The organism is Cryobacterium sp. N21 (assembly GCF_002929575.1).
GTDB lineage: Bacteria > Actinomycetota > Actinomycetes > Actinomycetales > Microbacteriaceae > Cryobacterium > Cryobacterium flavum.
In genome coordinates, this window is record NZ_PJJQ01000034.1 from 95,203 (window position 1) to 114,762 (window position 19,560).

At 66.8% G+C, this 19,560-nt stretch carries 16 protein-coding genes and 1 pseudogene; 9 read left to right on the plus strand and 8 right to left on the minus strand.

Annotated features, from left to right (window positions below):
• Positions 1–22: 22 nt before the first annotated feature.
• The 5 genes from CXY77_RS12605 to CXY77_RS12625 all read right to left on the minus strand — a co-directional run bounded on the left by CXY77_RS12605 (position 23) and on the right by CXY77_RS12625 (position 4,851).
• Positions 23–883: an amino acid ABC transporter ATP-binding protein gene (locus CXY77_RS12605; RefSeq protein WP_092340606.1), complete on the minus strand. Its 861-nt coding sequence runs from the start codon at positions 881–883 to the stop codon at positions 23–25.
• The gene (locus CXY77_RS12610; RefSeq protein ID WP_092340607.1) at positions 870–1,538 is read right to left on the minus strand and encodes an amino acid ABC transporter permease; all 669 of its coding nucleotides are present in this window, start codon (positions 1,536–1,538) and stop codon (positions 870–872) included. Before CXY77_RS12610 ends, CXY77_RS12605 begins: the two co-directional genes overlap by 14 nt.
• Before the next feature lie 9 nt (positions 1,539–1,547).
• Entirely contained in the window at positions 1,548–2,351 is an 804-nt protein-coding gene (locus tag CXY77_RS12615; protein ID WP_104130166.1) for an amino acid ABC transporter substrate-binding protein, read from the minus strand.
• A 179-nt stretch (positions 2,352–2,530) separates the two neighbouring features.
• Positions 2,531–4,684 carry an ATP-dependent DNA helicase RecQ gene (locus tag CXY77_RS12620; protein WP_104130167.1) on the minus strand — a complete coding sequence of 718 codons (2,154 nt, stop codon included), beginning with the start codon at positions 4,682–4,684 and terminating at the stop codon, positions 2,531–2,533.
• Positions 4,681–4,851 (minus strand): DUF2087 domain-containing protein, encoded by a 171-nt coding sequence (locus tag CXY77_RS12625; protein ID WP_104130168.1) that lies wholly within the window; start codon positions 4,849–4,851, stop codon positions 4,681–4,683. Before CXY77_RS12625 ends, CXY77_RS12620 begins: the two co-directional genes overlap by 4 nt.
• Before the next feature lie 458 nt (positions 4,852–5,309).
• On the opposite strand from CXY77_RS12625, the gene CXY77_RS12630 reads away from it, so the two are divergent.
• Together CXY77_RS12630 and CXY77_RS12635 are read left to right on the plus strand one after the other, a co-directional pair.
• The gene (locus CXY77_RS12630) at positions 5,310–6,056 is read left to right on the plus strand and encodes a hypothetical protein (protein ID WP_104130169.1); all 747 of its coding nucleotides are present in this window, start codon (positions 5,310–5,312) and stop codon (positions 6,054–6,056) included.
• 49 nt (positions 6,057–6,105) lie between these two features.
• On the plus strand, positions 6,106–7,386 hold the full coding sequence (locus CXY77_RS12635) for a M18 family aminopeptidase (protein WP_104130170.1): 1,281 nt from the start codon (positions 6,106–6,108) through the stop codon (positions 7,384–7,386).
• 12 nt (positions 7,387–7,398) lie between these two features.
• Here CXY77_RS12635 and CXY77_RS12640 read toward each other — a convergent pair whose 3' ends face one another.
• Entirely contained in the window at positions 7,399–8,307 is a 909-nt protein-coding gene (locus CXY77_RS12640) for an oxygenase MpaB family protein (protein WP_104089365.1), read from the minus strand.
• Between the two features lie 498 nt (positions 8,308–8,805).
• Between CXY77_RS12640 and CXY77_RS12645 the strand changes: the two genes are divergently transcribed.
• The 3 genes from CXY77_RS12645 (at position 8,806) to CXY77_RS12655 (ending at position 12,269) form a co-directional block, all read left to right on the plus strand.
• Complete coding sequence (locus tag CXY77_RS12645) at positions 8,806–10,269, plus strand: sugar porter family MFS transporter (RefSeq protein WP_092340614.1); 1,464 nt, start codon at positions 8,806–8,808, stop codon at positions 10,267–10,269.
• Between the two features lie 103 nt (positions 10,270–10,372).
• A complete protein-coding gene (locus CXY77_RS12650; RefSeq protein ID WP_104130171.1) occupies positions 10,373–11,611 on the plus strand; it encodes an exonuclease domain-containing protein in 1,239 nt (412 codons plus the stop codon).
• Positions 11,612–11,834: 223 nt separating this feature from the next.
• On the plus strand, positions 11,835–12,269 hold the full coding sequence (locus tag CXY77_RS12655; RefSeq protein ID WP_104130172.1) for a hypothetical protein: 435 nt from the start codon (positions 11,835–11,837) through the stop codon (positions 12,267–12,269).
• A gap of 146 nt (positions 12,270–12,415) precedes the next feature.
• Here the strand turns inward: CXY77_RS12655 and CXY77_RS12665 are convergent, their stop codons facing one another.
• The gene (locus tag CXY77_RS12665; protein WP_104130173.1) at positions 12,416–12,802 is read right to left on the minus strand and encodes a TraR/DksA C4-type zinc finger protein; all 387 of its coding nucleotides are present in this window, start codon (positions 12,800–12,802) and stop codon (positions 12,416–12,418) included.
• 72 nt (positions 12,803–12,874) lie between these two features.
• Positions 12,875–13,669 (minus strand): RNase H family protein, encoded by a 795-nt coding sequence (locus CXY77_RS12670; RefSeq protein ID WP_104130174.1) that lies wholly within the window; start codon positions 13,667–13,669, stop codon positions 12,875–12,877.
• Between the two features lie 266 nt (positions 13,670–13,935).
• Here CXY77_RS12670 and CXY77_RS12675 point away from each other — a divergent pair, with 266 nt between their 5' ends.
• The 4 genes and pseudogenes from CXY77_RS12675 (at position 13,936) to tatA (ending at position 19,498) form a co-directional block, all read left to right on the plus strand.
• A complete protein-coding gene (locus CXY77_RS12675) occupies positions 13,936–15,348 on the plus strand; it encodes an MFS transporter (RefSeq protein WP_092340620.1) in 1,413 nt (470 codons plus the stop codon).
• A 6-nt stretch (positions 15,349–15,354) separates the two neighbouring features.
• Positions 15,355–17,512, plus strand: a pseudogene (locus tag CXY77_RS12680) (molybdopterin oxidoreductase family protein).
• The gene (locus tag CXY77_RS12685; RefSeq protein WP_104130175.1) at positions 17,505–19,157 is read left to right on the plus strand and encodes an FAD-dependent oxidoreductase; all 1,653 of its coding nucleotides are present in this window, start codon (positions 17,505–17,507) and stop codon (positions 19,155–19,157) included. Before CXY77_RS12680 ends, CXY77_RS12685 begins: the two are co-directional and overlap by 8 nt.
• A 128-nt stretch (positions 19,158–19,285) precedes the next feature.
• Positions 19,286–19,498 carry a twin-arginine translocase TatA/TatE family subunit gene (gene tatA / locus CXY77_RS12690; RefSeq protein ID WP_104130176.1) on the plus strand — a complete coding sequence of 71 codons (213 nt, stop codon included), beginning with the start codon at positions 19,286–19,288 and terminating at the stop codon, positions 19,496–19,498.
• The last annotated feature ends 62 nt before the right edge of the window (positions 19,499–19,560 follow it).

A 19,560-nucleotide genomic window follows, 5' to 3' on the forward strand; every position in this document is an offset into this window, starting at 1 on the left:
TGCACGCATCGGCTGCTCCGCTCTAGAACGGGTGGAGCAGCCGGTGCAGGAACTGGCGGGTGCGTTGCTGCTGGGGGTTCCGCAGCAGCTGCTTCGGGTCGCCGTGCTCGACGATCGTGCCGCCGTCGACAAAGGCGATCTCGTGCGCGACCTCGCGGGCGAATTCGAGCTCGTGAGTGACGATGACCATGCTCCAGCCTTCGTCGGCCAGCTCCTTGATCAGGCGCAGCACGTCGCCGACGAGTTCGGGATCGAGAGCGGATGTCGGCTCGTCGAATAAAAGCAGCTGTGGTCGCAGCGCCAGCGCGCGCACGATGCCGACGCGCTGCTGCTGCCCGCCGGAAAGTTCGAACGGGTAGCTGTCCCGCTTGTCGGTCAGTCCGACACGCTCGAGCAAAGCGAACGCCTCGGCAGTTGCCTCGGCAACCGGGCGGCGCTGCACCACGACCGGTCCCTCGATCACGTTCTGCAGAACGGTCTTGTGCGGAAACAGGTTGTAGTGCTGAAAGACCATGGCCGAGCGGTCGCGAAGGGCGGCCAGCTGTTTCGGCGTGGTCTTCGCGGCGAAATCAAGGGTCACGGGCACGGAGGTGGCTCCGCGTCCGGGCGTCCGGCCGGCACCGGGTCGGTCAACAGGGGAGGCTGCCGCGACCTCGATCGTGCCGCCGTCGGGCAGTTCGAGCCCGTTCAGGCAGCGCAGAATTGTGGTTTTTCCCGAGCCCGACGGACCGATCAGGGCGAGCACCCGGCCGCGGCCCACCGTGAGGTCCACCGATTCCAGCACGCGGTTGGTGCCGAAACTTTTCTGCAGGCCGCGCACGCGGAGTAGTGGAACAACGGGCTCGGCCGCACGATCTGCGGCCGGAAGATCAGCGGGCGACATAGCGGTCCAATCGTCTCTCGAGAAAACCCTGGCCGGTGGAGAGCACCAAACAGATGACCCAGTAGATGAGGGCTGCTTCGAGATAGAGCAGCATGAACTTATTGCTGAACGCAGCCACTTGCTGCGCCTCGCGGAACAATTCGGTGACCAGGATCAGCGAGGCCAGCGAGGTGTCCTTGACCAGGCTGATGAACGTGTTCGACAGCGGCGGCACCGACACCCGAGCTGCCTGCGGCAGGATGATGCGGGTGAGGGCGCGCCGGTGCGACATGCCGATCATGTAGGCGGCTTCCCACTGGCCCTTGGGCACCGAGAGAATTGCGGCGCGAATGACCTCGGCTGCATAGCCGCCGACGTTGATGGAGAAGGCCACCACGGCGCTCGGCCACGGGTCGATGGTCACGCCGATCGACGGCAGCCCATAGAAGATCACGAACAGTTGCACCAGGAGCGGAGTGCCGCGCACGATCGAGATGTAGCCGCGGGCGATGCCCGATAGCCAGCGGCGGGTCGACAACCTCATCAGGGCCAGCGCAATCGCGAGCACGAGCCCGATCGCAAACGACATCAGGGCGAGCGGAATCGTGCCTCGAATGGCGCCGTCCAGCATCGGCCAGAACGAGCTGACGAATAACTCCCAATCAGGCTGGATCATCGATGAGCGTTACTGGCTGACGTCGGCGCCGAAGTACTTGTCGGAGAGCTCGGCGAGCGTTCCGTCGGCCGTGAGGGTCGCGAGGGCTGCGCTCACGGCGTCGGCCAGCGCGGTGCCGTCCTTCGCGAAGGCGAAGGCGCTTTCCGAACGGTCTTCGGTCTCCGCAGCGATCTTCAGATTGTCGGCGCCGTTGGACTTCTGGTAGTCGAGAAAGGTGAGTTTGTCGTTGACTGTGGCATCGACTCGACCCTGTTCGACCAGGGCGACCGACTGGGCCCAGCCCTCGACTCCTTCGACGGTCGCGCCGCTCTCGGTGGCCAGGGCGTTCCAGTTGCTGGTGAGGGACTGCGCCGTGGTCAAGCCCTTGAGACTCGCGAACGACGTGATTGACGTGTTGTCGGCGGGAACGACGATGACTCCGGTGGAGTAGGTGTACGGCGTGGAGAACACGTACGATTCGAGGCGTTCTGGGGTTATCGACACCTGGTTGGCAATGGTGTCCCAGCGGCCGGCGGTGAGGCCGGCGAAGATGGCGTCCCACTGGGTCTCTTCGAATTTCGCTTCGACGCCGAGCTCGTCGGCAACGGCGCGGGCCACCTCGACGTCGTAGCCGGTGAGCTCGCCCGAACCGTCTTCGTGGAACGAGAACGGCCGGTAGGTGCCTTCGGTGCCGATGGTGAGGGTACCGGAGTCGAGCACGCTGCTGAGCGAGTCGTCGGTGCCAGTTGCGCTGTCCGCCGCGGGGGCGGAGCAGCCCGTAAGGGCGAGGGCAGCGATCGACAGCACGGCGACGGGAATGAATCTGAGCTTCATGAAAGGAATGCCTAACGAACTCGTTGGGGCGGGCGGGTTGTGCCGCGCTGCCCCAGAATGTGCGGAGGCCGCGGGTAGCGGCGTCCTAAGCGTAACAAGGCGCTGGCGGCCCTGAATATTCCTGTTACGTTCAATGAAGCGGCGCACTCGGCCGATCTGCCGGCCGCTCAGACCGCCGGCTAGGAGCGCACGGCCAGGGCGAACGGCAGCACCGCCGAAGCCCCGTGCTGGCGCAGTACGCGGCTCGCCACGGTCAGGGTCCAGCGGCTGTCGGCCAGGTCGTCGATGAGAAGAATGGGGCGGCCGGCGAACGGGGCAAGGGCCTCGGCCAGCTCGGGGCCCACAGCGAAGCGGTCCCACACGCTTGACAGCCGGTAGGCACTGTTGCCGCCCGGCTCCCCGGTGGGGCCGCCGTTCGCCCAACTCAGGGAGCCGAGCCACGGCAGCCGACCGATACTAGCGAGTGACGCTGCCACCGAATCGATCAACAACGGATGCCGCCGCGACGGCACCCCGACGATGGCCGCCGGCCGGTCGGCCCACCCCCACTCGGCGAGCACGCGCACACAGGCGGCCAGCATGGCCGGCGGGGCGGCGGCATCCGTGCCTTGCGTCTCGAACAGGTCGCGCAGGGGACCGCCCCAGCCGAGGTCGGTCAGTCGGGCCAGCGCGCGGCCGGGCTCGGCGCGATCGCCGAGCGCAATCTTTCCGGTCGCCGCGACGCCCAGGTTGTTCATGCCGGTGGGCCACTGGGCGCGTACGTCGATGGCGACGCCGACCCGGTCGAGCGATTTCGCGGCCGTCGCAGCGGCGTCGTCAGCCACATCGCTTGGATACCAGACGCCCTGGCAGTTGTCGCAGCGACCGCAGGCCACTGCGCTGTCGTCGTCGAGGGCTCGCTGCAGAAATTCCATCCGGCATCTCGTGGTGTTCTCAAATTCGAGCATGGCCTGCTGCTCGCCGAGCCTGGCGGCCGCGATGCGTTCGTAGCGCTCCTGGTCGTAGACCCAGGGCTGCCCGGTGGACTGCCAGCCGCCCTTGACCCGGTGCACGGCGCCGTCTACGTCGAGCACCTTGAGCAGCAGCTCGAGCGGCGTACGTCGAAGGTCGACCCGGGCTTCGAGCGCCGGCGTCGACAGGGGAGCTCCGGCGGCTTCGAGTGCGCCGATCACGGCGAGGGCCTTGGCCTGGTTGGGCATCGAGGCGGTGGCGAAATAGTGCCAGATGGCCTCGTCTTCGGCTCCGGGCAGCAGCAACACATCGGCCGACGCCGTGGCCCGGCCGGCACGGCCGACCTGCTGGTAATACGCCACGGGGGAGGACGGCGCGCCCAGGTGCAGCACGAAGCCGAGGTCGGGTTTGTCGAAGCCCATCCCGAGGGCGCTCGTGGCGATGAGGGCCTTGACCTGGTTGGTCTTGAGCAGCCCTTCGGATTCCTCGCGTTCGGCCGTGTCGGTCTGGCCGGTGTATGCACGCACGGCGTGACCGGCTTCGCGGAGCAGCCGCGCGGTGTCCTCGGCGGCCGCGACCGTGAGGGTATAAATGATGCCGCTGCCCGGCAAGTCACCGAGGTGGCTGAGCAGCCAAGCCAGCCGGGCCCGCGAATCGGGCAGGCGCAGCACCCCGAGTCGCAGCGACGACCGGGCGAGCGGGCCGCGAATGGTGACGACCTCGGCCGTGCCCGCCGTGGTGCCGGTGCCGGCACCGTTGAAGCCGGTGGCGACCATACCCACTTGCTCCGCGACATCCTGCACGACCCTGCTGTTGGCGGTGGCCGTGGTGGCGAGCACCGGGACGCCCGTCGGCATCTGCGCGATCAGCTCGCGCAGGCGGCGATAGTCTGGGCGAAAGTCGTGGCCCCAGTCCGAGATGCAGTGTGCTTCGTCGACCACGAGCAGGCCCACACGGGCGATCAGGGTGGGCAGCTGCTCATCCCGAAAGGACGGATTGTTCAGTCGTTCCGGCGACACCAGCAACACGTCGACCTCATCGGCGTCGAGCTGGCGCAGCACATCGCTCCACTCGTGCGCGTTCGACGAGTTGATCGACACCGCACGCACCCCGGCCCGGGCCGCAGCGGCCACCTGGTCGCGCATCAGCGCCAGGAGCGGAGAGACCAGAATGGTCGGGCCGGCGCCCTGGCGTCGAAGCAGCAGCGTGGCCACAAAATACACGGCCGATTTTCCCCACCCGGTGCGCTGCACCACGAGGGCGCGGCGGCGGTGGTCTACCAGGGTTTCGATGGCCTCGTACTGTCCGTCATGCCAGGAGGCGTCGTCTCGCCCCACGAGCGTACGCAGAATAGCCAGAGCGGATGCGCGGGTGTCGGTCATCCTTCAAGGGTGCCAGATGCCGCCGACACTGCGGGGCGCTGCACGACCTGGTAGACCGCACCATCCGGCGTGCGAGAAACCAGCCCCGCGTCGACGAGATACCGGCGCAGGGTGACGACGTCGTCCACGACCAACGCGAGACGGATGCCCAACTCGCGTTCCGACATTCGCTCTGGTGGCAGCGCAGCGGCGACCCATCCCAGTTAGTTCGTCACGATCAGGCTGCTTCGCCGGGTATTGCTCTATCCGCTCGTTTCGAATGAACCGTTCCGCACCGTCGCGCCGCACTTCGGGTGTGCTCTCCAGGAGTTCACCGAACACCGCGGTGACGGCATTACCGTCAGCATCGAGCAAACCGGCATCCTGGAGCGCGGCGGCGGCCTTCGCTCGTTTGGATTCGGCCAGGTCGGCAGACCCCTCAAGTGCCGCAGCGGCCCACACCGTCCTGCGATCGGGGTGGGCGAGTGCCGCGACGACGCGGCGCCATTGGTTAGCCATGTCCCCAGTGTGTTGCCCGCGGCAATCCTCTGCAACCTCCTCAGATTCTCACTGCTCTCGCTGGTCACTGGTGCGTGTCGCGGGGCATCCGTCGCGTTCCGACGGGATCGCTCAGTAGGCTCGGTGGGTGAACGTGATTCAGGAGATCGAAACGCGACTGCCGGAACAGGCCGTCGTCGGTTTCCGCCGACTCATCGGGCAGGCCCGCGTGAAAGATGCGGTGCTGTTGCAGGAACGGGCCATGGCGCGCATGGTAGCCCCGGCGCAGTGGATTCTGACCCGGGTCGGGGCCGACGGCATCCGCTTGACCAAAGCCGGGCACCTGCCGCCCGCGGTCGTCGTCGAAGCCTCCGCCGAGCTCGACTGGGGCTGGCCGATCAGCGTCAACCGCGAGGTGCACCTGCGACCGCTGCAGGAGCTGCGCGGGCACCTGCGCGACGTCGGACTGCTGCGGGTCAGCAAAGGAATGCTGGTGCTCACCAAAAAGGGCGCCGCCCTGTCCGGCTCTCCCCGCGAACTCTGGTGGCATCTCGCCCGCACCATTCACTCCAGCCGCACGCCCGCCGTCGCTGACGCCACCCGCCTGCTGCTGCTCTTCGTCGCGACCCGCGGGCTGGCTCGCCGCGACGACTACCTCACGACCCTGTCTCGCGCGCTCGGATCGCTGGGCTGGGTCCAGTCCGACGGCCAGGAACCGACGACGGAATCGGTCTGGCACCTCGTCGACACCAAATGGCGCCTGCTCGACCGGCTCGGCGCGTTCGAGCAGACCGAGGCCTGGCACGGCGACCGCGGCACCGTCACGGTCGGTGGCGCGGCCTTCGCGCGCGCTGCATTGCAGGCCGACGCACCGGATGACGCGCCCGCCGAGTAGGTAGCCGGCCGCGGCATCCGCTTGTCTGCGCGGGTGGTTGGATGGATGAATGGATGCCACACCGGACTACATCGCTGATTTCTCCGTTTTTCTGCAAGCGTCACCGTCGTCATATCACGCCGCCGCTGAAGTCGCCCGGCTGCTCGATGCGGCCGGTTTCACCCGGCTGAGCGAGTCGGAGGCGTGGACCGATGCCGCCACCGACTGCTACGTCGTGCGCGACGGCGCCGTGATTGCTTGGTCGCAGCCGGCCAACGCCGGGCCCACCACGCCGTTTCGCATTCTCGGCGCCCACACCGACTCCCCGAGTTTCAAACTCAAGCCGAAGCCCACGATCGGCTCGCACGGCTGGCTGCAGGCCGGCGTCGAGGTTTACGGCGGGCCGCTGCAGAACTCCTGGCTCGACCGTGAGCTCGAATTAGCCGGCCGGCTGGTCACGCAGGATGGCACCGAGCACCTCGTGCGTACCGGGCCGTTCCTGCGCATCCCGCAGCTCGCTGTGCACCTCGACCGCGAGGTCAACAACGGCCTCACTCTCGATCGGCAACGTCACCTCACGCCCGTCTTCGGTGTCGGCGAGGCATCCGAGGCTGACCTGCTCGCCCACCTGGCCGGTCTGGCCGGGCTCAAGGCAGCGGATGTTGCCGGTTACGACATCCTCAGCAACGACACCCAGCCGCTTGCCACCTTCGGGCTGGGTAACGAGCTGTTCGCCGCCGGACGCCTCGACAACCTTTCCTCGGTCTACGCCGGCCTGCACGCCCTCATCGCGACCAGCGACCAGAAATCGGGCGGCTCGATCAGCGTGCTCGCCGCATTCGACCACGAGGAACTCGGTTCGCAGTCGCGTTCCGGAGCGAGCGGACCGCTGCTGGACGACATTCTCACCCGCATCGGCCACGGCCTCGGCGCTACCGGCTCTGATCGCCTGCAGGCCTACGCCGAATCGTGGTGCCTGTCGGCCGACGCAGGACACGCCGTGCACCCGAACTATCCCGAGCGCCACGATCCGGCCAACCATCCCATTCTCGGCGGCGGCCCGCTGCTCAAGATCAATGCCAACCAGCGCTACGCAACGGATGCCCACGGCGCCGCCCTCTGGGCCCGCACCTGCGCCCAGGCGGGCGTCGACTACCAGGAATTCGTCTCCAACAATACGGTTCCCTGCGGCTCAACGATCGGACCGCTGACCGCGACCCGGCTGGGCATCCGTGTGGTCGACGTGGGCGTGCCGCTCTTGTCGATGCACTCGGCCCGGGAGCTGTGCCACGTCAACGATCCGCAGGCGCTCGCCGCGGCAACCGCAGCCTTCTTCGCACCGGAAGTGTAGCGGACCGCCGGCTCAGGCGGTCAGCTCGTCGGCACCATTGATGCGCGCGAGCCGCGCGCGGGCGGCATCCTCTGAGGTTGAAGAGGGACCGAGCAGGGTCCCCACCACCCCGAGAACGAGCCGGGTACCTAAAACAACAGGCAGACGAGACCGCTTGAGGCCCAGCATGTCGCGATACTCGCGGGGAATCGACGCCACGGCGCCGGCGAACATGATGCGGTAGAACGGCAGCATGCCGCGGCTGAGCGGCGGGTAGCGGATGAACCGCACGGCTTCCGCGACGCGTGCGTCACTTTTCAGGGTGCCGGAGCTGCGAAATCCCTCAAGCTGGGCGGCGAGTTCGTCGGCCGAATGCGGTGCATTCTGCACTCCAATGAGTTCGCCGGCCGTGGCCCATTCGTTGACGTAGCGGTCGGCGCCGCCCGGAATCGTGTCGCCCCAGAGCAGATGGGATTGCAGAAAAGCGTCGGTGAAGACGACGTGCACCCACGACAACAGCTCGGGATCACCCGCGGCATAGGGGCGTTCCTCGCCACGCGCGTCGAGGTAGGTGCCGCTCACCCGGTCGTGAAAATGGGCGACCCGACCGGATTCCCGCTGGGCGACGACGGTATCGGCGAAAGTCACCGTGATGAGCCACTGAATGGTGCCGGAGAGACGGCCGAGAGGGTCTGCGTGATACCGGGACCAGTCGTGCACGCCGGCCATAGCGCCCGGGTGCAGGGTCTGCATGAGCAGCGCGCGAATGCCGGCGACCATGGTCGCCATGCCCCCGTGAACGGCCCAAGCGGCACTGCCAGGGCCAAAGTAGCCGGCATCGTCGCCGGTGGCGATCTGGCCGACCCATTTCGGCCGACCTTCGCTGTTCCCCGAGAGCGTCACCAGGAGGTGCGAGCGCCAGCTGTCCGTGAATCTGCCCATTCTCGGATGATAGCCCCGACTCGCTGGACGCCCGCCGCGAACGACGGCGGCACAAGCGGTGAGTTTCGAAGTTCTTCGGGGAAGACCCGGCATTACTGGGCACGGGGCCCGGGCCGAGAACGGGGCCCAGTTTACAAACTGGGCCCCGTTCGCAACATGGAACATGTTCGTGGAAAACCCGAGCGAGACCAGTTCGAATCCCGTCATCACGGCGGTGAAGCAGGATCGGGAGATTCTGTTGGCGGCAGACGAGTTCCATCGCCACGGTCGACCAGGTCGGCGTCAGAAATCGTGCGTGAACTGGTCATGGCGGTACTCCCACACGGTCGTCGGCCGGGGCCGAAAGGACGACCCATCCGCACCTGTTGCGCAGAAGGCAATTGCTACGACAGCTGTACGCCGGTTCGGTCCCGGGCACACCCCTTGATTGCCCGCTCGGCACTGCATCCGCTGACACCCGAAGTAGGCTAGTTAGGTGAACAAGGGATACACAACACGATGACCGCGTCCGTGAAGGCAACTGATCTGGCAGCACCCAGTACCAACAGAAAAGTCATCGCGCTGGCCGTCGCCGGTGCCCTCGGCGGGTTTCTGTTCGGGTTCGATTCTTCGGTCATCAACGGCGCGGTCAATGCGGTGCAGCAGGAATTCGGGCTGAACGCCACTTTGACAGGTTTCGCGGTAGCGTGCGCGCTGCTCGGCGCCGCGGCCGGAGCATTCTTCGGTGGGCGCTTCGCCGACCGCTACGGACGCATCCCCATGATGGTGCTCGGCGGCGTCGTGTTCCTGATCAGCTCGATCGGCTCCGGCTTCGCGTTCGGCGTCGTCGACCTGATCGTCTGGCGGGTGGTCGGCGGACTCGGTATCGGTCTCGCATCCGTCGTCGCACCGGCCTACATCGCCGAAATTTCACCCCGGCAGATGCGCGGCCGGCTCGGCTCGTTGCAGCAGCTCGCGATCACCCTCGGAATCTTCACGGCCCTGCTCTCCGACGCCGTGTTCGCCGAGAGCGCGGGCGGCGCCGGCAGCGAGTTCTGGTTCGGCGTCGAAGCCTGGCGCTGGATGTTCCTGGCCGGTGCCGTACCCGCCATCGTCTACGGCGGTATCGCGTTCATCCTGCCGGAATCCCCACGTTTTCTCATTCTGAAAGACAAAGAAACGGATGCCCGCGCCGTCTTCACCCGGCTCTGGCCGAGCGGTGACGTGGACCGGGAGATTCGCGACATGCGCCGCTCGATCGAGGTCGATGCCCGCTCGCACAAGTCCGGTTCGCTGCGCGGCAGAGCGTTCGGTCTCAAGCCGATCGTCTGGGTCGGCATCATCCTCTCGGTGTTCCAGCAGTTCGTCGGCATCAACGTGATCTTCTACTACTCGACCACCCTGTGGTCGGCGGTCGGTTTCGCGGAATCGAACTCACTTACCATCTCGGTGATCACCAGTGTGACCAACATCCTGGTCACCCTGGTCGCGATCGCCCTGGTCGACCGGATCGGACGGCGACCAATTCTGCTGGCCGGGTCCATCGGTATGACGGTGTCGCTCGCCACAATGGCGGTCGCGTTCAGCCAGTCGGTCACTCTCGACGGTGAGCTCAGCCTGCCCGGGGCCTGGGCCCCGATCGCGCTGGTTGCCGCGAACCTATTCGTGATCTCGTTCGGAGCTTCCTGGGGACCGGTGGTGTGGGTGCTCCTCGGTGAAATGTTCCCCAACTCCATTCGCGCCAAGGCCCTCGGGTTGGCCGCGGCCGCCCAGTGGATCGCGAATTTTCTCATCACGGTCAGCTTCCCCCCGATGGCGGATGCGTCCCTGCCGATCACCTACGGGCTCTACGCTCTGTTCGCCGGGCTCTCGTTCTGGTTCGTGTTGCGCAAAGTGCCCGAAACCAACGGAATGTCACTCGAGGAAGCCGACACCCTGTTGCCGCCGAAAAACTCGGCCAGGAAGACTACTGCGACCAACTAAGCACTAAAGCAGTGCGCGGTAAAACCCTCAAGCCCCCGAACGGGCTGTCGCGTCGAGCGGGGTTTGCGGATAACTTCACAACACAAGATTGTGGAGTGTGACCATGCCCGAACGTGGATACGCCGTTATATGTTTGAAAACCACCGGACTGTTCCCGTATCAGCGGGATCGGGTCGTCGAGGTCGCAGTGGTGCACCTCGACGAGGGTGGTCGCATTGCTGAGCGCTGGGAAACGGTGATCAACCCCGGAAGCAACGCCGGCGACGTGGCGAACCACGGCGTCAGCACGGCCGAACTGCTTCGCGCGCCGACCTTCGAGCAGATTGCACCGCGCCTGGTCGATCTGCTGCGCGGCCGGGTATTGGTGACGCACAACGCCCAGTTCGTCACCGGATTTCTGATGCGCGAGTTCGAGCTGATTGGCTACGCCCCCGGGCGCGGACTGGAGGCGGTCTGCACCATGCAGTTGGCCCGCACGTATTTGCCCGGGGCCGGTCGGCTCCTCGTCGATTGCTGCGCCGCCTATGACATCGAAATCGGACCAGGCCCCGGTGCTCTGGTGCAGGGCGTGGCGTGCGCGAGCCTGCTGGCCGCCTACGTGCACGGCTCGCCGACAGCTGCACCGTGGATCGACGCGCTTGACCGCGCCGAGCGTTCTGCCTGGCCGAGAATTGCGGCGGGTACCGACGCCGAGTGGGTGCAGCGCGACCCGTTAACTCCGCGCGACGTGGTGGCAAGACCGAGCTTCCTGGCCCGCGCGGCCGTGAAACTCCCCGACTACACCGGCCCTGAGGAACACCTCGACTACCTCGCCCTGCTCGATTTGTGCCTGCTCGATCGGGTTCTCGGGCCTCGAGAAACACATGAACTTCGGGTCCTGGCCGAATTCAGTGGCATCAATGCCGCGGAGGGCACCGCGCTGCACCGTCGCTATTTCGAGGATCTCGTGCGGGTGGCCTGGTCGAACGGAGCTCTCAGCATCGCGGATTCCGCCGATCTGATCGCGGTCGCACGCATGCTCGACGTCGCTCCGGAGGTCGTTGCCGCAGCACTGGCGGCACCCGCATCGGTGGTGCAGCTGCCGATCGCGTCGATCGACACCTTGCTGCTGGAGCAGGGCGACATCGTCGTGCTGACCGGTGACATGGCCCGTGCCCGCTCCGACTGGAGCCGGGAATTGGTCGCACGGGGCCTGTCCCTGGGTACGGCGGTCACCCTGCGCACCCGGCTGCTCGTGGCCGCGGACCCGGCGTCACTCACCGGAAAGACCGGCAAGGCTCGGGACTACGGCATTCCGATCGTCTCCGAATTCGGCCTGCGCTCTCTCATCGGGGTGCGCTGACCGCGTTCATTCGTGGCGTGAGCCCTCGCCGGCCGATCATTTCTCTTCAACGTGGCCGAACCGCCAGGCGGCGAGGGCTATGACCCAGGCGAGGGCCAAAAAGGCGACCACCGCAAAACCTACGTTCCCTGGTCGAGGTGGCCGATCGTGGCGAGCGCGTCGAGCAGACCCCGACACGGACTAGCGCCGACCCCTCGCTAGACTGGCTGCCGGGGGCAATGACATGAAGAAGAACTACAAGGCGGCCGCGATTCTGCTGATCGTGCAGGGCGGACTGATGGAATTCAGCGTCTTCATCGGAGTCATTCCCCTGCTCCTGCTCGGGATAGAGCAGGGAACCATCTCGGAACATTTCTCGTTCATCGTGCCGTACCTGCAGGACAATCTTTATCTCATGATGGTGATGAGCGGAGTGTTCGGTGCCCTGCGACTGATCGGGGCGATCGGAATTCTGCGCGATCGCCTGTGGGGCCTGGCACTCTCGGTCATCAATTGCATCGTCACGATGGCACTGATGATCTCTCTTCTTCCGGCCGGAATTCTCGACGGAATCTTCTCAGGAACAGCACTGATCCTGATTCTGACCGCCTACTTCGGCACCCAGAAAATCTCCGATGCTGTGGCCGAAGCGCCGGCGAGGGTCGAGCAGCACCAATGACCTGTCGAACTGGTCAGAGGGTCGCCCGGCGCCAAGCCGGTGACGGCCACCAGCTCTCCCCAGCGGATGCGGCACCTGTCCAGCACCGTCAGTGCCGTACCCGACCGGCGGTCATCGCGCAGCAGTCCCAGCAACGGATTGCCGGGCTAGCGGCGGCGCGGAGCGGCTTTCTCCGCGCACATGATGCAGAGGTCAGCGGCCGGTTTAATCTCCAGCCGCCCTTGCGGAATGCGTTCGCCGCCGCGCACGCACAGGCCGTAGCTGCCGTCGACGATCCGCTGCAGGGCCCGATCGATCGCCGCGAGTTCTTGGACGGCTTCGCCCTGGAACCCCGACATGCGTGACCATTCGGCGCGCAGCGAGGACGCCTCAGCGTCGTGGGCGCCGTCGGCCGAGCCGTCGCTGCGCGAGCTTTGCACGCCGGCAAAGGTGTCTGCGAGGCGCTGGGACTCTAGGTTCAGTTCACGCCGGCGTTCGCTGAGAGCGGTCTCAAACGCGTGTAGTTGAGCGGGGTCAAAGGGTGAAACGGTCATGTTCCATGGTCTCACGGCCCGGTTGGCCGCTGTGGGCTGGTCCGTCAACGGGCCGGTGTGAGCAAGCGCGGCTCAGATCTGGCCGCGCAGGTACTCCTCGATCGTCACTCCGCGGGCCGTAGCGCGCTGCACCAGGCGCCGGTGTTCCTCGGCGCTGAGCGAGAGCATCACCCGGTGCAGCTCACTGGTGCTGCGCATCGCGTCGGGGCCGTGCGGGTCGGTGAGGTCGCGGTGGTCCTCGCCGATGTCATCCCCGAGGTCGTCGAACGAGAACAGCTCGTCGTGCGAGTAAGCGGCGGCCCGCTCGGTGACCCGGCCCGAGGTGAGGGTCGGCGCGCCCGTGCCGCTCTGCCCGACGGATGCCGCAGCTCGCGCCCCCACCACCGGTTCGGCTACCGCAGCAGCCCCGGCAAAACCAGGCCCGGCCGGTGCCGGCCGACCGCGTTGAAACGCCTCGGCCGCGCCGCGCGCACGCTCATCGGCAGCCTCGTTGAGCGGATGCCCGACATGTCCCTTGACCCATTCGAAGCGGTACCGGCGGCCGGCGATGGCCTTGTCGATCTCCTTCAGCAGGTCGAGGTTCATCACCGGTTTGCCGTCGCCCTTGCGCCAGCCCTTGGCCTTCCAGCCCTTCATCCACTTCGTCACCGAGTTGATCACGTACTGGCTGTCGCACAGCACCAGCAGGTCGTCGTCGATGTGTGCTGTCGCGCGAAACAGTTCGAGCACGGCCTTCAGCTCGCCCTGGTTGTTGGTGGCGTGCTTCCAGCCGCCGGCCGCCCACGACGAGTCGTCGACGTACCAGGCCCAACCGGCCGGTCCGGGGTTTCCGAGGGCAGAACCGTCGGCGGCGGCAGTGATCGTCATGTGCGGGCCTTTCAAACAGCGGATACGCAGGGCGCAGGTCGTCCAATTCTGCCACGCCCGGCATCCGCTGCCCGTATCACCGGACCACGCCTGGAATGTGTCCGTCATGTAACAGCGCCCCAACATCCCACCGAACAGCCTGTGATGATCTGGTGATCGGAAGGTAACGGGTGCCACGTTGGCCGGAAACACGCGCTGGCTAACGTCGAAGCAGGGAAGCCGCCCGGGCTGCCTGCAGCTCTGCACCACCTCCTGAGGGGATTTCGATGACATCCAGCACCGTTGAATCAGCACCAGGCACCACCGCACCCAGTACCGATGAGGCGGTGCTGGTGCACCGTCCGGGTCGATGGATCGACAATTGGAACCCCGAGAACAAGAAGCAGTGGCAACAGGGTGGCAAACTCATCGCCTCCCGCAACCTGAAATGGTCGATCTTCGCCGAGTTCCTCGGCTTCGTGGTCTGGCAGCTCTGGAGCATCGTCGTCGTGTCGCTGCCGGCCGCCGGCTTCACCTTCTCCACCGCCGAGGTGTTCTGGCTCATCTCCATGCCGAGCCTCGTCGGCGCCACGCTGCGCTTCCCGTACACCTTCCTGGTCCCCAAGTTCGGTGGCCGCAACTGGACGATCATCTCGGCCGGACTGCTGTTGATCCCTTCGATCGCTCTCGGCTTCTGCGTCGGCAACCCGGACACCCCGTTTGGCGTCATGCTGTTCGTCGCCGCGCTCGCCGGCTTCGGCGGCGGCAACTTCGCCAGCTCGATGTCGAACATCACCTACTTCTACCCGCAGAGCCAGAAGGGCTACGCGCTCGGCCTGAACGCGGCCGGCGGCAACCTCGGCGCTTCGATGGCCCAGCTCATCGTGCCGATCGTGATCACCCTCGGCGCTGTCGGTACCCTCAATATCTCGCTCGCCGGCTGGTTCTGGATCCCGTTCATCCTGGTGGCCATGTGGGGCGCCTGGAAGTACATGGACAACCTCACCAACGCCAAGGCCGACTTCGCCGGATCCATCGCCGCAGTGAAGGAGCCGCACTTCTGGATTCTCGCCGTGCTCTACATCGGCACCTTCGGTTCCTTCATCGGCTTCGCGAGCGTCTTCCCGAAGCTCATCGCCGACCAGTTTCCCGCCTACTCCACCTTCCAGGTCGCGTCCGCCTCGCTGTCGCTCGCCTTCATCGGCGCCTTGGTCGGTTCGCTGGCACGCCCGGCTGGCGGACGCCTCGCCGACCGCTTTGGCGGGGCATCCGTCACCGTCGCAGCCTTCGGCGTCATGGCCGTCGGTGCCCTCGTGGTGGTCGCGGTGCTGCCGCTCGGAAACTTCTGGGCGTTCCTCGGCAGCTTCCTGCTGATCTTCGTCGCCACCGGAATCGGCAACGGCTCGACCTACCGTATGATTCCGAGCGTGTTCTCGGCCAAGAGCGGAGTGAAAGACGCCCACCAGAACTCGGGTGACGTCAACACGCAACGCAAGACGGCAGCAGCCCTCGGCCTCATCTCGGCTGTCGGAGCCTCCGGCGGATTTATCATCCCGCAGGTGCTCGGCCACTCCAAGACAACGACCGGCGACTACTCCAGCGCGATCTACGCCTTCGCCATGGCCTACGTCGTCATGATGTGTGTCACCGCCTTCGTCTACCTCCGCCGCGGCTCGTCCGTCGCCGGCCAGAAGATCTAGGAACCCATGCCCGTGGCCCGAACCCACTGCCCGTACTGCGCCCTGCAGTGCGCGATGACGCTGACCCCGGTCGAAACGCCGGTTGAAACGGATGCCGCAGCATCCGTTTCGCAGGCCACCGCAGTCGTGACGGTCACGGGCCGGGAGTTTCCGACCAACCGCGGGGGCCTGTGCAAGAAGGGCTGGACCTCTGCTGAACTGCTCACATCGCCGGACCGCATTCTCGAACCCCTGCTGCGACAGGCTGACGGTACCTTCGAGCCGGCCTCCTGGAGCGACGCACTCGACCTCGTCGCCTCGAAACTCCGCGAGGCCCGGGCGGAACACGGGGCTGACGCGGTCGGCGCGTTCGGCGGCGGCAGCCTGACCAACGAGAAGGCCTACCAGCTCGGCAAGTTCACCCGAGTGGCGCTTCGTTCCAGCCGCATCGACTACAACGGCCGGTTTTGCATGTCGAGCGCCGCCGCCGCGGGAAACCGGGCGTTCGGCCTCGACCGGGGATTGCCGTTTCGGGTCGACGAGCTCGACGCGGCCGACACCATTTTGATTCTCGGCTCCAACTTGGCGCAGACCATGCCGCCGTTCATCGGCCACCTCGAGGGCGCCCGCGCCGCTGGCGGACTCGTGGTCGTCGACCCCCGCCGCACCGCGACCGCCCGACTCACCGACGACGGCGCCGGCATGCACGTGCAGCCGACCCCCGGCAGCGACCTCGTGCTGCTGCTCGGCCTGACCCACATCGTCATCGCCGAGAAACTCGCCGACCTCGATTATCTGGCGAGCCGCACCACGGGCTTCGACGCGGTGCGCCGCAGCGTGAGCCAGTGGTGGCCGGCCCGGGTACAGGAACAGACCGGCGTGCCGGTCTGGCAGCTGCGTGAACTAGCCCGGCGCCTCGCTGGCGGGGCTGCGCGCGGAGCAGCGACCGGCAGCGGCACCTACATCCTTACCGGGCGGGGCGTCGAGCAGCACGCCGATGGCACCGACACGGCCACCGCCGCGATCAATCTCAGCCTGGTGCTCGGCCTTGTTGGCACGACGCACTCCGGCTACGGCACGCTCACCGGCCAGGGCAACGGGCAGGGTGGACGTGAACACGGGCAGAAATGCGACCAGCTGCCCGGCTACCGCAAGATCAACGATCCCGCCGCGCGCGCATGTCGCTGAGGTCTGGGGTGTCGACCCCGATAGCCTGCCTGGCGTTGGGCTTCCCGCGGTCGAGTTGCTCAGCTCGCTGGGCGAGCCGGGCGGCATCCGCTGCCTGCTCGTGCACGGCTCTAACGTGGTCGTCTCGGCTCCGAACGCAAACCGGGTGCGCGCCGCCCTGAAAACCCTCGACTTTCTGGTCGTCGCCGACTTCTTCTTCTCCGAAACTGCGGTGCTCGCCGATGTCGTGCTGCCGGTGACCCAGTGGGCCGAAGAGGAGGGCACGATGACCTCGCTCGAGGGCCGCGTCATCCGTCGCCGCCTGGCCGTCGACGCGCCGGAGGGCGTGCGCAGCGAACTGTGGATCTGGCAGGAACTCGCTCGCCGGCTCGACTCGGCGTCAACGTTCAGCGCCGAAGCGTCCGAGGTGTTCGACGAACTCTGCCGGGCGTCGGCGGGAGGCCTGGCCGACTATTCCGGGCTCAGCTATGAGTTGCTCGACTCCGAAGAGCCGGCCTTCTGGCCGTATCCCGCAGGGTCCACCGGAACGCCCCGCCTATTTCTTGACCGCTTTGCCCACCCCGACGGCCGCGCCCACCTCGTCGCCGTCCAGGCCCGTCGCCTCGGTGCACCGGCGCAGGTCGACGGCACCCTCACGCTGATCACCGGCCGCCTGCTCGAGCACTACCAAAGCGGCACCCAGACCCGGCGCGTGCGCGAGCTCGCCGATGCCCAGCCGGAGGCCCGACTGCAGCTGCACCCGGCTACCGCGGAGCAGCTCGGCATCATCGACGAGGCCTGGGTCGAGGTCAGCAACGACCGGGGAACGGTGCGCTGCCGGGCCGAGGTGAGCACCGACATCCGCTTTGACACGGTCTTTCTGCCGTTTCACTTTGCCGGCGATCAGCGTGCCAACCTGCTGACGGACGACGAGACCGATCCCGTGAGCGGTATGCCCGAATTCAAGAAGACGACCGTTCGAGTGCGTGCGCTCGTGGAAGCAGGCGCCCATGTCTGAACACCGGAACCCTGAGCACATCGTGCTGGTCGGCTACGGCCCGGTCGGTGCCCGTTTCGTCGACGAGCTGCTGCCGCTCGTGCGGCAGGGCGCGGCGATACTGACCGTAGTCGGGGCCGAGAGCGCGGACGCCTACAACCGGGTGCTCATCGCCGAATATGCCGTCGGCAACGCCGACCGGGAGAGCCTGGATATCACCGACACGCTCGCCGCCCGGGAGGCTGGCGTGCACCTGCGCCTGGGCCTGAGCGTCACGGCCATCCTCCGCAGTCGCCGTGCGGTGTCGCTCAGCGATGACACGCTGTTGCGCTACGACCGGCTCGTGCTCGCCACCGGCGCCCGTGCCAACGTGCCCACCCTCGACGGCGTCACCCGCGTACACCGCGATCGCCAGGCGCCGCCAGCGGATGCCGCCACCCTCGACACCAGCGGCGCCCCACTCCCGCGCGGGGTCACCGTGCTGCGTGACCTCGACGACGCGCAGCGGGTGCTCGCGGCCGTGACTGCCGGAGCCCGCATCGTCGTGCTCGGCGCGGGCGTGCTCGGTATGGAGATTGCTCTCGCTGCGGCGACCGCCGGTGCCCAGGCCTGTGTGGTTTATCACGGCGAGATTCCCATGGCACGCAACCTCGACCGCGGCGGCGGCAGCGTGCTCGCGCAGAGCGCCCGCCGGGCCGGCGTGACCATGGTCAACCACTCTCGCGCCGAGAGCCTGCTCTTTCACGAGGACGACGACGGAGTGGACCGGTTCGACGCCCTGATCTGTGCTGACGGCAAGCAGATCCACGGCGACCTGCTGCTGCTCTCCTGCGGTGTCGGCGCCCGCATCGAGCTGGCCCAGCTGGCGGCCCTGCCGGTGTCGACCGGAATCCTGGTCGATGAAAACCTACAGAGCTGGGGAGACCCGCGCATCTACGCGATCGGCGACTGCGCGCACGTGGCTCCTGCGCCTCGCGCCGGCGCTTCCACCGCGCTGCCCTCCGGCGGGCTCAGCGGCCTGATCGGGCCGGGCTGGCGCCAGGCCGACTGGTTGGCAGCGCGATTCACCGTCGAGATGGTAGGCCGGGGTGCGGCGTTGCCGCTGGCGGCTTCGGTGTCGGCCGTGGTCATGCTGAAGGCCGAGGGCATCGACGTCGTGTCGGTGGGAAACACTGGCGCCGACCCGTGGGATCGTGCCGCTGATAACGCCAGCATCGACGCCCACGCTGCCGGCTGCTCCGGGGCACCGCTGAGCGTCTCGCAGTGGGCCGACCCCGAGCACGGGCGCTACGTGAAAATGGTCACCCGTGACGGTATTCTCGAGGGGTTCGTCTGCGTCGGCATGCCGCGCACCGCCGCCGAACTGACGCTGCTGTTCGAGCGCGGCAGCGAACTGCCAGCCGATCGCTCCGTCCTGCTGCGCTACGACGGGCCGGACTACGAGTCCTCCGCGGGCAGTGCGTTCGACCCGGGTGCGACCGTGTGCTGGTGCAACGGGGTCACGGTCGGAGCCATCGCCGACTCGGCCGCGGCCGGCAACACCAGCGTCGCCTGCATCAGCTCTGCCACCAGGGCCGGCACCGGATGCGGCGGCTGCAAAATGCGCATCATCGACGTTCTCGAGCGCTTCGCCACGTCCGAACCCGCCGCTGGAACAGCCGGGTAGGCATCCGTTTCTCCCGGATTTCTAGGGAAAATGTTACAACGCAAGAAAATGCTGAGCTTTAACCGGTTTCGCCACGGGTGTGGCCGTTACACTGCTGCACGACCGACTTGATTCGAGGGAGAATTTACATGCTCAGCAACCTGACCGGATGGCATTTTCTGATCATTCTCGTCGTGATTCTGCTCTTGTTCGGCGCTCCGAAACTGCCAGGGCTCGCCCGCAGTCTCGGTCAGTCGATGAAGATCTTCAAGAGCGAGATCACCCCGGAGAGCACCGAAGAAACACCGACCGACAGCAGCTCCGGCACCGATTCGAGCGGCACGCCGAACCCGAAGGTCTAGGCCAGATGGTCGTGCAGGGGGTGCGGAGCGCCCCGGATAAAGGTGCAAACAAGCGCACAGGC